At 61.5% G+C, this 13,362-nt stretch carries 12 protein-coding genes; 3 read left to right on the forward strand and 9 right to left on the reverse strand.

Annotated features, from left to right (window positions below):
• The first annotated feature begins 222 nt into the window (after positions 1–222).
• On the forward strand, positions 223–1,128 hold the full coding sequence (locus EYW45_RS21180) for an HNH endonuclease (RefSeq protein WP_161137437.1): 906 nt from the start codon (positions 223–225) through the stop codon (positions 1,126–1,128).
• 208 nt (positions 1,129–1,336) lie between these two features.
• Here EYW45_RS21180 and EYW45_RS21185 read toward each other — a convergent pair whose 3' ends face one another.
• From EYW45_RS21185 to EYW45_RS21215, 7 genes are read right to left on the reverse strand one after another with little or no spacing between them, the layout of a single operon-like run.
• Complete coding sequence (locus EYW45_RS21185; protein WP_161137438.1) at positions 1,337–2,467, reverse strand: M20 family metallopeptidase; 1,131 nt, start codon at positions 2,465–2,467, stop codon at positions 1,337–1,339.
• 19 nt (positions 2,468–2,486) lie between these two features.
• The gene (locus EYW45_RS21190; RefSeq protein WP_161137439.1) at positions 2,487–3,377 is read right to left on the reverse strand and encodes an alpha/beta hydrolase; all 891 of its coding nucleotides are present in this window, start codon (positions 3,375–3,377) and stop codon (positions 2,487–2,489) included.
• Entirely contained in the window at positions 3,374–4,381 is a 1,008-nt protein-coding gene (locus EYW45_RS21195) for an ABC transporter ATP-binding protein (protein ID WP_161137440.1), read from the reverse strand. The genes EYW45_RS21190 and EYW45_RS21195 overlap by 4 nt, the downstream gene beginning before the upstream one ends.
• A complete protein-coding gene (locus EYW45_RS21200; RefSeq protein ID WP_161137441.1) occupies positions 4,378–5,364 on the reverse strand; it encodes an ABC transporter ATP-binding protein in 987 nt (328 codons plus the stop codon). Before EYW45_RS21200 ends, EYW45_RS21195 begins: the two co-directional genes overlap by 4 nt.
• Positions 5,361–6,275 (reverse strand): ABC transporter permease, encoded by a 915-nt coding sequence (locus EYW45_RS21205; RefSeq protein WP_161137442.1) that lies wholly within the window; start codon positions 6,273–6,275, stop codon positions 5,361–5,363. The genes EYW45_RS21200 and EYW45_RS21205 overlap by 4 nt, the downstream gene beginning before the upstream one ends.
• A 2-nt stretch (positions 6,276–6,277) precedes the next feature.
• On the reverse strand, positions 6,278–7,255 hold the full coding sequence (locus EYW45_RS21210; RefSeq protein WP_161137443.1) for an ABC transporter permease: 978 nt from the start codon (positions 7,253–7,255) through the stop codon (positions 6,278–6,280).
• A gap of 36 nt (positions 7,256–7,291) precedes the next feature.
• Complete coding sequence (locus EYW45_RS21215) at positions 7,292–8,908, reverse strand: ABC transporter substrate-binding protein (RefSeq protein ID WP_161137444.1); 1,617 nt, start codon at positions 8,906–8,908, stop codon at positions 7,292–7,294.
• Positions 8,909–9,027: 119 nt separating this feature from the next.
• On the opposite strand from EYW45_RS21215, the gene EYW45_RS21220 reads away from it, so the two are divergent.
• Positions 9,028–9,963, forward strand: a complete 936-nt coding sequence (locus EYW45_RS21220; protein ID WP_161137445.1) for a LysR family transcriptional regulator — start codon at positions 9,028–9,030, stop codon at positions 9,961–9,963.
• On the opposite strand, the gene EYW45_RS21225 is transcribed toward EYW45_RS21220, so the two are convergent.
• A complete protein-coding gene (locus EYW45_RS21225) occupies positions 9,960–10,286 on the reverse strand; it encodes a hypothetical protein (RefSeq protein ID WP_235939172.1) in 327 nt (108 codons plus the stop codon). The two genes, EYW45_RS21220 and EYW45_RS21225, sit on opposite strands and share 4 nt — an antisense overlap.
• A 562-nt stretch (positions 10,287–10,848) precedes the next feature.
• Positions 10,849–11,085: a hypothetical protein gene (locus EYW45_RS24360; protein WP_202444851.1), complete on the reverse strand. Its 237-nt coding sequence runs from the start codon at positions 11,083–11,085 to the stop codon at positions 10,849–10,851.
• Positions 11,086–11,333: 248 nt separating this feature from the next.
• Here EYW45_RS24360 and EYW45_RS21230 point away from each other — a divergent pair, with 248 nt between their 5' ends.
• Complete coding sequence (locus tag EYW45_RS21230; protein WP_161137446.1) at positions 11,334–13,292, forward strand: methyl-accepting chemotaxis protein; 1,959 nt, start codon at positions 11,334–11,336, stop codon at positions 13,290–13,292.
• Positions 13,293–13,362: the final 70 nt, after the last annotated feature.

A 13,362-nucleotide genomic window follows, 5' to 3' on the forward strand; every position in this document is an offset into this window, starting at 1 on the left:
ACAGCCCTTGAAAACCAAGGGCTGTTTTTTGTTTGAAGGTTAGCCATGGGAGGAGCCTCCTGTCATTGCACGGTTGTGCGGTCGCGCAATGCTCAAGTCCAGATGAAACGGCTGGGCGTGTCGACGCCGGATAGCCAAGAGCATCATTTATGATCACCCGCCGCGCCGGGATGTCATCGATCTTCGAGTTCCTCAGCGCGTTTGACATGAGGCGATGAAACGATGAAAAGCAGAAGCAAGGTGTTGCGCGACAAACCGCATGCTGCCGCCTGGATGAAGCAAAATCCGAGAGCCTCGCGGAATATCAAGCGCATCGTGCAAGCGATGTCGGAGCGTTATCTGGGATCTCACCGAGGGTATATCGACCGGTCGACAGACGAGGTTGAATATCGTTTCGGACGCGCTGCCGACGACCTTGTCATGGAAGGCGCAAAGCTGATCGGCAGAAAGCGGCACACGACCGTGCGCTTTCATTTGTATGGTCCATATGCCCAAGGCGTGCACAAAAGCAGGACGATCAAGAACCGACTGGGTTATCCGCATCACGTCCTCGATATTGTGATCTCACCGGACGGCGCGCTTACGGCGTTGAACGATGTCATAGGTTCGTTTCGAACCTTTGGTGGCGAAGCGGCGCGCTTAAGTCCAGAGGCGAATCGACTTGCAACGCAGGCGGTCATCACCGACTTGACCGATACCGACGCCGATTTTGATCCTGGCAGCGTCGAAGATGCCCGGCAACGCGCGCTGCGCGCTGTTGCGGTACGTCGCGGCCAAGCTGCGTTTCGCAAGCGACTCGTCGGTCGTTACGACGGCAAGTGCGCGATTAGCGGATGTAGGGTCGATCAGGTACTCGAGGCCGCGCACATCACGCCGTATTTCGGTGCGGCCACGAATCACGTTCATAACGGCCTGTTGCTTCGCGCCGATCTGCACACGCTTTGGGATCGCGGGTTACTTGCGATCAACCCCGATAGTGGCAAAGTGTGGGTAGAGAAAGAGGCGAGGATCGAGGAGTACAAGACGCTTCACGGCAGGAAACTCAGTGGGGGCTGGGTCAAGCAATGCGGGCCTGCGCTTCTGGAGCATTGGGAAACCTTCGTTGAGGGTAGCGCCAAAGCTGGCTAACGAAGAATTCAATGCATGCTGGATGGCGTCAAAGCTCGCGGTCATGACGTAAAAAGCCGAACCGTTCTCGAGGAACAGATTCGGCTTATTTTTGCGCTTCGCGTCATGCCGCGTTGCGCAAAATTTTCTGACATCACCGCCTGAGGCATAGCCTCGCAACGATCACGCGGTCGGCCAGGGCATCGCCGTAAAGCGATGCCGTCTTCGGTTACGCCAACTGCTTGAGCGTCAACTGCCAGAACTTTAAACGCTCGGGCAGGGTCGCGATCAGGATGTGTTCGAAGAGCGTGTGAGCGCCATCGCCGTCTGCACCCAGGCCGTCCAGCGTGGGCACGCCCAGCGCGGCGGTGAAGTTGGCATCGCTGCCGCCGCCGGTCATCGGGGCTTCCTCGAGCGCGAAGCCGGCTTGCGTGGCGTAGGCTTGCACGGTCTTGAGCAGTTCGCCGGTGGCTTCGGTGCGGGGCATCGGCGGGCGATTGAGGTCGAAATTCACGACGAGCTTCACGTCGGGATCGTGCGCCTTCAGTGCATCCACCTTCGCCTTCAGTTCCACGCCGGCTTCCGGATCGGGGATGCGGAAGTCGACTGTGATTTTGGCAAACGAGGGCACCACGTTGGTGGTGGTGCCGCCTTCGATCTTGCCCACGCTGACCGTGATGCCGCGCTCGTAATCGGTCATCGCTGCGAGTGCGAGCACTTGATGGGCGATTTCGCGAATGGCGCTGCGGCCCTTTTCGTGGGCCACGCCGGCGTGCGACGGACGGCCGTGCGCTTCCACGGTGATGAAGCCCGTGCCTTTACGGGCCGACACACAGCGTCCGCCATTGGCGCGCGCGGGTTCGCACACCAGCGTGTACTTGGCGCGGGCCGCATGGGATTCGATGGTGGGGCGCGAATGCAGGCTGCCCACTTCTTCGTCGGGCACGATCAAAAATTCGACCGGCAATTGCGTGTCGTTGGCGCCCGAAAGATCGCCCAGTGCGGTCAGCGCGAGGTACGTGCCGCCCTTCATGTCGTAGGTGCCGGGGCCGAACAGCTTGCCGTCTTCGATGCGGCAGTCGTTCTTGGTGAGCGTGCCCACGGGGTGAACTGTGTCGTAGTGCGCGAGGATCAGGATGCCTTTGCGGTCGTCGCCGGCGGCACGATTGGTGATCGTGAGCGACGGGCCGGTGGTGGCGCCGTGGTCGGTTTCAGTCACGGTCAGGCCGGCGGCGCGCGATTGGTCGCTGATCAGTTTGGCCATGGCCCTCAGCGTATCGGGGGCGTGCGAGGGCGATTCCAAGCGTACCCAGGTGCTGATGCCGTCGACCAGCTGGTCGGCGCTTCGTTCTACGGACATGCTTTTCTCCACTATGAAATTAGGCGACCTGGCTGCCTGCCAGGCGAACAAGTTCTTCATCGGTCGGCATCTTGCCTTCAAACCACAGGCTGGCCGCCACGGCCGACATCGAGCGACCGTCGTGGCCGATGTGCGGCACGTTCTGCACTTGCCAGTTGAAGGGTAACCCCAGGCGTTCGGCGGCGGCTTTACCTGCGGCGAAATAGTTGTGGCCACGCGCGAAGCGGTGCGGGCCCTGGCGCAAGGCTTCCGGGTTGGCCGGCAGGTTGGGCGCGTTGACGTCGTTGTCGCACTCGCCCAGCAAGAGCAGCAGGGGATAGCCGAGCAGGCGTTCGAGGTGTGCGTCGCTCAAGCCCGCGATGTTCAGGCCTTCGGGGAAGTCGAGACCGCGATCGGGCAACGTGTACCAGCCCGAGTTCGACGCGACAACGGCCTCGAAGGGGGCGTGCGATTGGCTGCTCATCAACCGATGCACAAACTGGCCGCCGGCCGAGTGACCGAACAAATGCGCACGATCGCGTTGCGTGACGCCGGTGGCGCGCACGTCCGCCCAGAGGCGTTCAAGGATGGCGTAAGTCCAGTCTTCAACTGGGCGTACGCGGCCTTCGGCATCGGTCACGCGGCCGTTGTTGTAGCTGTCCAACCCGGGCCAGTCGGCGTCCGAAAACGTGGGCGCGATGATCAGGAGGCCGTGCTTGTCGGCCGCCGGCATCCAGAAGTCGCAGTAATCGTCGCCGTTGCGCAGCACGCCGTGCTGCACCAGCACCACCGGGCGATCGGGGGTGTAGCCCTTGCCGCGATAGGTGTTCAGCGCCAACGGACGGTCGGGGTTGCCGGCCTGGTCGACGTACGCCACACATTGGCGGCCGGATTGCGACAGCACGTCGCGCAAGGCGTTGATATCGTTCATGCAGCACTCGTATCGTTAAGGAAACAGGCGGACCGGTGACCCGAGGCGATGTCTTTGAGCACGGGCTCTTCGACCTTGCAGCGGGGCATGGCATGCGGGCAGCGCGGGTGAAACGTGCAGCCCGACGGCGGGCTCAAGGGCGACGGAATCTCACCCTTGATGGGCGTGAAGTTGCGGCCGCGTTGCGCCACGTTGGGCATCTCGGTCAGCAGCGCTTGCGTGTACGGATGATTGGCGCGGGCGAAAATCTCGCGCGCCGGCGCGATCTCGACGATGCGACCCAGATACATGATGGCCACCCGATCCGAGATGTGGCGCACCACGCCCAGATCGTGACTGATGAAGAGATAGGTGAATCCATGGCGGTCGCGCAGGTCCATGAACAGGTTGATCACCTGCGCCTGGATCGACACGTCGAGCGCGGCCACCGGCTCGTCGCACACCAGAAACGAGGGTTGCACCATCAGCGCGCGGGCGATGCCGATGCGCTGGCGCTGGCCGCCTGATATCTGATGGGGAAAGCGATCGCGGTATTCGGCACTCAGGCCCACTTCCGACAAGGCCTGATCGACACGTGCCTGCACATCCTTGGAGGCGGCCAGGTTATGCACGCGCAGCGACTCGCCGAGGATCTTGTGCAAACGTTGACGCGGATTGAGCGACGCTTGCGGATCCTGGAAGATCATCTGCACGCCGAGCGTGTATTCAAGCTTGTCGCGGCCCGTCAGCTTGGCGGCATCGCGACCCTTGTAGGTGACGGTGCCCTCGGTGGGGCGAATCAGCCCGGCCACCATGCGGCCAAGCGTGGATTTGCCACAACCCGATTCGCCCACCAGGCCCACGACTTCACCGCGCGCGAGGGTGAGGTCCACACCGTTGACGGCATGCACGGTGCGCTTGGGCATCGTCTTGCCGGCCATCGTGAGGATGCGCTGGGCGAGATCGGGACGGGGTTCGAACCGCTTGCGCAGATCGCGCAATTCGATAACGGCGGTATCGCTCATACAAGCTCCTGGACGAGGGGCACGTAGCAGCGATAGCTACGCTCGCCTTCGACCGTGTTTTCAGGGGGCACTTCGGCGCAACGCGCAATGGCGTTGGGGCAGCGGGGGCGGAAGGCACAGCCGATTTCGCGGCCGGCAAGCGTTGGCGCCATGCCGTCGATCTGGTGCAGACGTTGGCCCGGCTCCGCAGTGCTGGGCATCGAGTCGAGCAAGCCGCGCGTGTAGGGGTGACGCGGTGCGGACAGCACTTCATCCACCGTGCCGGTTTCGACGATGCGACCGGCATACATCACGGCCACGCGATCGGCCAGTTCGGCCACCACACCCAGATCGTGGGTGATCCAGATGAGTGCGGTGTCGTGTGCGCGGCACAGCTTCTGCATCTGATACAGGATCTGGCCCTGAATCGTCACGTCCAGCGCAGTGGTGGGCTCGTCGGCAATGATGAGTTCGGGTTGGTTGAGCATCGCGATGGCGATGGCCACGCGTTGGCGCATACCGCCCGAAAACTCGTGCGGATAATTATCCAGGCGCGTGGCGGCGCTCGGGATACCCACCATTTCAAGCGCTTCCACACAGCGCGCGTCGGCCTGCTTGCGGGTCGTCTTGGGGTAGTGCGTGAAGATGGCTTCGCGCATCTGCTCGCCCACTTTGAGCACCGGATTGAGCGTCATCAGCGGATCTTGAAAGATCATGGCGATGCGGTCACCGCGCAGTTTGCGCAGTTGCTCTTCCGTCTGCGTACAGAGGTCGACGCCGTCGAAAATCACTTCGCCCGCGACCACTTCGCCCGGCGGATCGATAAGACCAATGAGGGAAAAGCCGGTCACGGATTTACCCGATCCCGATTCGCCCACCAGGCCCACGATCTCACCGCGTCGCACGGTGAAGTCCACGCCGTCGACCGCCGGCCAGGCGCCGGCTTCGGTATGAAAGGCGGTGCGCAAGCCGCGCACGTCAAGGAGTGTTTTATCTTGGCTCATCGCGGATCCAGGCTGGCGCGCATGCGGTCGCCGATGATGTTGATGGACAGGATCAGCAGCAGCAATGCGATGCCCGGGAACATGCTGATCCAGTAGTCGCCGGAGAGCAGGTATTCGAACCCGCTGGCGATCAGGAGGCCCAGCGACGGTTCCGTTACCGGCACGCCCACGCCCAGGAACGACAGGGTGGCTTCAAGCACGATGGCCGTCGCGATCTGGATGGTGGCAAACACCATCACCGGGCTCAGGCAATTGGGCATCAGATGAAAGAGCATGATGCGCCACGCGGGAAAGCCGAGGTTTTGCGCGGCTTCGATGTATTCCTTGCGGCGTTCCTGCAGCGCTCGGCCGCGCATGATGCGCGCGTAATGCGCCCACTGCACCACGACGAGCGCAATCACTACCTTGTCCACACCTCGGCCCATCACGGCCAGCAGCACGAGGGCCACCAGAATCGTGGGGAAACCGAGGATGAAGTCGACCAGGCGCATGATGGCGGTGTCGATCCAGCCGCCTTTGAATGCGGCCAGCAGGCCGAGGAACGAGCCGATCAGGGTGGACAGCAGCACGGCCGAGAGGCCCACGAGCAGGCTGATGCGCAGGCCGTAGAGGATGGCGCTCAACATGTCGCGGCCCTGCGAATCGGTACCGAGCCAGTAGCGCCCGCCTTCCATGCTTTCGGCACCGGGGGCGAGCCGGCCGTCCATGATGTTCAGCGCCATCAGATCGTACGGATTTTGCGGCGCGAAGTACGGCGCGATCAGCACGAACAGCATCAGCACGGCAAGCGCGATGGCCGACCCGCGCACGGTGGGACGCGCGTTGAGTTTCTTGAGAATGGCGTTGCGGCGCGGCGTTTCCAGCATGGGGCCGCGCGTAGCCACGCGCTTGGTTTGATTGGGATCTGCCATGGTCAGTGCGCCGGTTCGAGGAGTTGCACGCGCGGATCGAGCACGGCGTAGAGAATGTCGACGATCAGGTTGATCACCACGAAAATCAGGGTCACGAGCATCACGTAGGCCACGACCACGGGGCGGTCGAGCTGATACACGCTGTCGATCAACAGCTTGCCCATGCCGGGCCACGAGAACACCGTCTCGGTAATGGTGGAGTAGGCGATCAGGCTGCCGAACTCCATGCCGATCACGGTCACGACAGGGATCAGGATGTTGCGCAGGATGTGACGGCGCACGATGCGCCCCGGCTTGACGCCTTTGGCGCGTGCGAACTTCACATAGTCTTGCGAGCGGGCCTCGACCACGCCGGTGGCGGTAAGGCGCAGCACCAGAGCGATATTGGCGATCGCCAGGTTCACGGCCGGCATGGCCACGTGGCGCCAGCCTTCGGCAGTGAAAATGCTGAACGGCACGCCGAGCACGTCCACCGTGGGACCGCGGCCCGAGGCGGGCAACCACCCCAGCCAGACGGCAAACAGCAAAATGAACACCATGCCTTGCCAGAAGTTGGGCAACGAAAAGCCCAGCACCGAGGTGGCCATGATGCCGCGGCCCAGCGGGGCGTCGCGGTACAGCCCGGCCACCAGGCCGAGCGGGATGCCGATGATACAGGTGAGCGTGATGGCCACGACCACCAGCTCGAACGTGGCCGGGATGCGTTGCACGATCAGTTCGACCGCGGGCATGCCGTGCACGAACGAGTTTCCGAGATCGCCATGCAAGGCGTTCCACAGAAAGTGGCCGTACTGTTGCCAAATGGGTAAGTCCAGGCCGAGCCGCGCGATCAGCGCTTGACGCTCGGCTTGCCCGACCTCGGGGCTGACCAGCAGTTCGATGGGGTCGCCCACCGCATACACGGCAAAGAAGACGACGACCGATACCGCAAGAAGAACGAACAGGCTTTGAAGCAGCCTGCGTAAGATGAACAGCGCCAAGGTACGGATTCCTATAACGACTTGAAAAGCGGGCTTTTACTTGACCGGACGGGTCGCCATGGCGGTCGTGCGCTGATCGGCGCGGCCTTCATAGCTCAAACCCTTGCGGAAAGCCCACACGCCGCTTTCGAAATGTAGCGGGATATTGGGCATGTCGTCCAAAGCGATTTTAATGACGTCGTTGAGCAGGGCGGCGCGCTTGGTGTCGTCCACGGTGCGCAGCGCTTCCACGAACTTCGTGTCGAGCTCGGGATTGGAGAACGCGCCGTAGTTGCTGCTGCCCAGGCCGAGCTGCGTATTGGTGGTCGTGGTCCAGTACTGGATGAAGTTGCTGGCTTCACCCGTTTCCGACCCCCAGCCGCCCAGCGACGCGCTGAAGTCGCGCTTGGCGCGGCGCGGGAAGTACACCGAACGCGTCATCGTGTCGACGGTCGTGCGGATGCCGATGCGGCTCAGATACTGGGCCACGGCTTGCGTGATCTGGGCGTCGTTGATGTAGCGGTCGTTGGTCGACGACAGCGTGAGCTCGAAGCCATCGGGATAACCGGCCTCGGTCAACAGCGCCTTGGCCGCCTTCGGGTCGTACTTCAACTCGGGCGCGTTGGGCAGGGCGCCAAACATGCCATCGGGCAGGAACTGATACGCTGGAGTGGCGACGCCATCCATGATGCGTTCGACGATGGTCTTGCGGTCGATGGCCATCGACATGGCGCGACGCACACGGGCATCCTGCAACGGATTATCGCCCTTGGGCGACTTCACCATCGGGCTCGGATTGCGGCCGGCGTCCAGTTGGAAGAACATCACGCGCACCGACGGCTTGATCGTGTACCCCAGGCCGGCTTCCTTGATGCGCTTCAGATCGCGGGCTGCGGGGTTTTCGATGAGATCGAAGTCACCGGCCAACAGACCCGTCAAACGGGGACCCGCCGACGGCACGGACACCATGCGCACGCTTTCCCAGGCCGGCTTCTCGCCCCAGTACTGATCGTTGCGCGTGAGTTCGATGGCATTGCCCTTCACGTACGACTTGAGCGTGTAGGCGCCGGTGCCGATCGTGGCTTTACCGCTATTGAAGTCGTTGACCGTGGGCCAGGCGCCTGTCACGCCGCAGCCTTTGGCCGGGTCGAAATTGAGCTTGCCGTGCTCGGCAATGCCGTTCCACACCATGGCCACGCGCGCCAATTCATTGGGCAGCACAGGGTAGGGCGACTTCGTCGTCATCTTCACGGTGTGCGCATCGGGCGTTTCGATGCTGGCGATGCGCTTGACCACGTTCATCGCACCGCCGCTGATGGCGGTTTCGTTATTGATCACGCGGCAAAGCGAAAAAACGACGTCGTCGGCCGTGAAAGCTTCGCCGTTGGAGAATTTGACGTCCGGGCGCAGCTTGAACGTCCAGGTCGTGTCGGTGGTCGCTTCCCACGAGGAGGCCAGCACGGGCTGCAGCTTCATGTCGCCGTTCATGCCCACCAGCGGTTCGAAGATGTGCGCGGTGAGCGCGTCGTTCGGCGTGGCCTGGTGATAATGCGGGTCGATGGCAGTCGGCTCGGAGGCCAAACCGATTTTCAACGTCTGAGCGTGCGCGCCGGTGGCGACAACACAGCCTAAGCTACAGACGAGCCGGGCGAGAAGCGAAAAGCGTGCGGACATGACGAGTTTTTATCCCTTTGGGGGCGAAAAGGGGTCGATTCTAGAGACGCAACGCTTTGCCAACAATTAGAATGATTCGCAAAGCATTTGCTTTTATTGGAAATTTCGGGTTAACCCCAATGCTCAATTCCGGACTCAAATATTTCTTGGAAGTGGCTCAGGCGGGTAGTTTGAGCGCCGCATCGGCCACGTTGCACGTGGCGATTTCGGCCATCAGCCGGCAGATTTCCCGACTCGAACAGGAGGTGGGGGCGCCGCTCTTTGATCGCGCCTCGCGCGGCATGTCGCTCACACCTGCCGGACACGTGCTGCTGGCGCACGCGCGCCGCACGGCGCTCGAATCCGAAGCCACGCTCAATGCCATCGCCAGTTTGCATGGCTCGCCGGGCAATCTGATCCGCGTGTCGTGCGCGCAGGGATTATCCAATGATGTGATTCCGACCGCGATTGCGCATTTTCGAAAGCGGTTTCCGGACACGCGTTTCTTTATGTGGGTGGGCTCCGCAAAAACCGCGACCGATCGCGTGATGGAAGGCGAGTCGGATATTGCCGTCACCTTCAGTGTGGAGCCCGAGCCGGGCATCGCCGTACGGCATGCGATTCAATCATCGGTGATGGCGGTAATGGCGAAAGGGCATCCGCTGGCCGGCCGCCGCGCCGTCAGCATGGCCGAGATCGAGCAGTATCCGCTGGCCTTGACGGACAAGGGATCGATCACGCGCAAGATGTTCGATCATTCGCGCGGCATGGCGGGGGTGTTCGTGGAGCCGGCGGTGACGACCAACTATGCGGGATCGCTGCAGGCGATGGTGCGCGAAAGCGATTCGATTTTGCTGGCAGGCTATGTGTCGATGGCCGACCGTCTGGCACGCATGGATCTGGTGGCGGTGCCGCTGACCGATGCGGAAATGCATTTCCGCAGCGTGCAGATCCAGGTCATGACGGGCCGGCAGTTACCGGAGCGCATGGAGGCGTTCATTGGTATGGTGACCGAAGCCTTAAACGATATCGAGCAACGCGAAGCGGCGCTGGATAGCGACGAGCGCGAGGATTAGCTACGAAGTTCTTGAGCCGATTCCACTGCATGCACGTCGGCATGATGGAATCGGGCACGAATTCGCGGATGACCCACGGTTTCGCTGGTGTACGTGGTCTGGCCAGCAATCGGCGTATTGAAAATCACGCGGCTGCGGAAAGCCGGGCCGTCGACCGGCTTGAGGTAGACGATGTCGCCCACGTTAATCGCGGCTTGATCCAGGCGATCGCCGCTGGTTCGACGGATCAACTGGTCGCGCCAGATGTTTTTGGTGGTGGAGGCAGTAAACGACTGCGGAAAAAGGTTCTTCGTGGTGGTGTTCAGTTGATTGGTGTTACGCATAATTTTTATCATCCATAAGGCGTCACGCCTTTATGTAAGTTCCGTGTAATCCGGATTAAGGACTGCCAGCGTTGAACGACAAGGCCTGGCACCAGCAGTGCCGGAGCAGGTAAAGGCGTTCGTGGCTGTATGACCGGTACGCCTGGCGTATCGGACGGAGACATGACACAAATGAAGCGCGTTGTTTTCCGGTGGCCGTGCGCATCTCGCGCATTCGAATTGCCGATCGGGTTGAAACGTGGCGCCGTGACTGCAGTGAGTCAGGCTTTTTTCTTAAGAAATTATGTGCCTGACGGGTAAAGCTATATCAGTGGCAGCGTGTGCTGCCTGCTCGTGTTGCGGCTGTGAGGTTGCCCGGTTCGGGTTTCCATTTGGCTGCTTGTGGCCTGACGCCACAACGAGGGCCTCTTGGGTGAGGCTGATTCGTAAAAGCATCGTCCGTATCACGCTAGAGGGCATTGCCCTGCGGGTAGATATAGCGGAAAAGTTTTGCCCCGAAACAAAGGTCGTGAGGCAGAACAGCTTTTAAGACTAGCACGCGAGTGATGCGGATGCAAGCCTTTTATTCTTCGAGGGCGTCAGGCCCGCCACTTGCTAAGGCAATGATCAACATGCCCCAGCGGGGGTAGGCATGAGAAGTTGCAGGTTCTGCACCGCTCACGCTGCTGCCGTGCCAAGGTGTGCACCATGCGCTTTTTTTTAATTTGAGGGAGAGAACAATATGAACGGCATTATCTATATCGTGGGTCTGGTCGTCGTCATCGTTGCAGTACTGAGCTTCTTCGGCCTGCGCTGACATCTGCGCGCGTTGCGGAGCTGAAATGCTCCCGCGCGTTGCCGAAGATACTAAAAAGCCCGTTCGCCTCATCGCGAGCGGGTTTTTTTTGCACCACCGCCTGGGGAACGGGGTATGCCACCGTGTTGTGTTGCGCTAAAACCCTTTGATTTATAGGGTTTATTTAAGTTTTGCGGGTGGCGCGTCGTTGAAACATCTGGCCTGAATGCATACCAGTGCCGATCAACGTCGTTCGACTCCCGAGAATCCCCATGGCACTACCTCTTCAAGCGCGCGCCTTGAGCGTCGCGACCCGTTTATCCCTGCTCGTCCTCGTCATGGTCAGCATTGTATTTTTTGTTTTTGCTGCCGCACTTTATCGCGGCATGGTGACAAGCCTCGAGCGCGAAGCAACGCAACGCATGCAGGTCGAAGCCCGCGGCATCGTGTCGATGGTGCAGATGTATAGCGCCACCGTTCAAACCGAAGCTGGCCGCTTCATGGACGTATTTGCAGCCGATTACGGCAGCCGGTTTTCTGTCGACAACACTCAGCTGATCATCGTTGGCGAGGAATCGACACCAGCATTGCGCGCCAACGACGAGATTTTGAATTTGAATTTCACGCTGCCGGATCGGTTTACCGAGCGCACGAGCGGCGTGGCGACCATTTTCGTCAAGCGCGGCACCGATTTTGTTCGCGTCAGTACGTCGCTGAAAAACGCCAACGGTCAACGCGTGATGGGCACGCTGCTCGCCACGAACAGCGCCGCGTATGCGCAACTGAGCAAGGGCGAATCGTTTACGGGACCAGCAACGTTGTTTGGTACGTTCTACATGACGGTATATCGACCGATCCGAGACGCTGCAGGCCAGGTGGTGGGCGCGTTGTTCGTCGGGGTCGATATCGGTGCCACAACCCAGGCGCTCAAGCGCGATGTGGAGGCGCGCAAGATTGGCGAGACCGGATCCTATTTCGTCGTGTCCGGGGCCGCCGGCCAGGAGCGGGGGGCGTATCTCACGCCGGTCGCCCGCGCCGCGCGCAGTGCCACCAGTGGCGCCGACGCAATCGTCGACGACCGCGGCACGGCACTCATTCCCGGCATGCTGGATCGACGGCAAGGCGTCTTGCGGGCGCAGCAGCAAGGCGATGAGCGGATCTTCGCGTATGACTATGCGCCAGAATGGCATTGGTTGGTGGTGGGTGATGCCAGCATGTCCGAGCTGACGGCCGAGATGCGGCAAACGCGTCTGATCTATGCGGGTGCGGCGTTGCTGGCATTGATGGTGTTGGCTGCCGCGCTGTTTGCGCTCGTGCGGCAACTGGTGGGAAAACGTCTCAATGCCGTGATGGCCGTTGCGCAGAGACTGGCGCAAGGTGACCTGCGCGCCCGCGCCGATGTGGGCCGCGCCGATGAAATCGGCCGGCTGACGCAAGCGGTCAACGGCATCGGTGATGGATTGATCGGCATTGTAGGGCGCGTGCGTGCGGCCGCCGGCGAGATCGGGGGGCAGACCCAGGCTATCGCTGCGTCGAGTGCCGATATTTCCGAGCAAACTGAAAGCCAGGCGGCCAACGTGGAGGAAACCATGGCGAGTCTGGAGCAGTTGACTGCGACCGTGCAGCAGAATGCCGGTAATGCCGATCTCGCCGATGCGCGCGTGGTCGAGGTGGCGGCCGCGGCCGATCGCGGTGCCACGATGGTCGATACGCTGGTGCAGTCGATGGATGGCGTCAGTGCCGCGTCGGCCAAGATGTCCGAAGCCATCGCCGTCATCAACAGCATTGCGTTCCAAACCAATATTCTTGCGCTCAACGCTGCCGTCGAGGCGGCTCGAGCGGGCTCTGAGGGTCGCGGATTTGCAGTGGTGGCTGCGGAAGTGCGGCAACTGGCGCAACGCAGCGCCGAAGCCGCTAAATCAATCGAGGCGCTGATTCGCGCATCGGTCGAGCGGGTAGGTGAGGGACACGCGCAGGCGGCGCAGACGCGCGCCGCGATCGGCACGATTGCAAAGCAAATGCGCGATGTGGCTTTGCTTGTGGCCGACATTTCGACGGCGACGCGCGAACAATCGGCCGGCGTGGGCCAGATCAACGAGGCGGTCATTCATATCGGAACGATGACGCAACGCAATGCCGCATTGGCAGACGAGGCGGCGAGCGTGGGCCGCAGTCTGGATGCGTTGGCCGTGCAACTGGACGATTCGGTCAGCGCGTTTCAACTTGCTTGAAGGATGCGCGCGATCCCGCCAACCACGGCTTGGCGACGCAAGTGAAGCCGTTCGTCGCCGGCTGAGCTTT

Origin of the sequence: Schauerella aestuarii, assembly GCF_009866805.1 — a bacterium.
Lineage (GTDB): Bacteria > Pseudomonadota > Gammaproteobacteria > Burkholderiales > Burkholderiaceae_B > Schauerella > Schauerella aestuarii.

Excerpts from the sequence above, each read along its gene's own strand:
- EYW45_RS21180 (WP_161137437.1), top strand. The coding sequence starts at position 223 with ATGAAAAGCAGAAGCAAGGTGTTGCGCGACAAACCGCATGCTGCCGCC.
- EYW45_RS21185 (WP_161137438.1), bottom strand. The coding sequence starts at position 2,467 with ATGTCCGTAGAACGAAGCGCCGACCAGCTGGTCGACGGCATCAGCACC.
- EYW45_RS21190 (WP_161137439.1), bottom strand. The coding sequence starts at position 3,377 with ATGAACGATATCAACGCCTTGCGCGACGTGCTGTCGCAATCCGGCCGC.
- EYW45_RS21195 (WP_161137440.1), bottom strand. The coding sequence starts at position 4,381 with ATGAGCGATACCGCCGTTATCGAATTGCGCGATCTGCGCAAGCGGTTC.
- EYW45_RS21200 (WP_161137441.1), bottom strand. The coding sequence starts at position 5,364 with ATGAGCCAAGATAAAACACTCCTTGACGTGCGCGGCTTGCGCACCGCC.
- EYW45_RS21205 (WP_161137442.1), bottom strand. The coding sequence starts at position 6,275 with ATGGCAGATCCCAATCAAACCAAGCGCGTGGCTACGCGCGGCCCCATG.
- EYW45_RS21215 (WP_161137444.1), bottom strand. The coding sequence starts at position 8,908 with ATGTCCGCACGCTTTTCGCTTCTCGCCCGGCTCGTCTGTAGCTTAGGC.
- EYW45_RS21220 (WP_161137445.1), top strand. The coding sequence starts at position 9,028 with ATGCTCAATTCCGGACTCAAATATTTCTTGGAAGTGGCTCAGGCGGGT.
- EYW45_RS21225 (WP_235939172.1), bottom strand. The coding sequence starts at position 10,286 with ATGCGTAACACCAATCAACTGAACACCACCACGAAGAACCTTTTTCCG.
- EYW45_RS24360 (WP_202444851.1), bottom strand. The coding sequence starts at position 11,085 with ATGTCAGCGCAGGCCGAAGAAGCTCAGTACTGCAACGATGACGACGAC.
- EYW45_RS21230 (WP_161137446.1), top strand. The coding sequence starts at position 11,334 with ATGGCACTACCTCTTCAAGCGCGCGCCTTGAGCGTCGCGACCCGTTTA.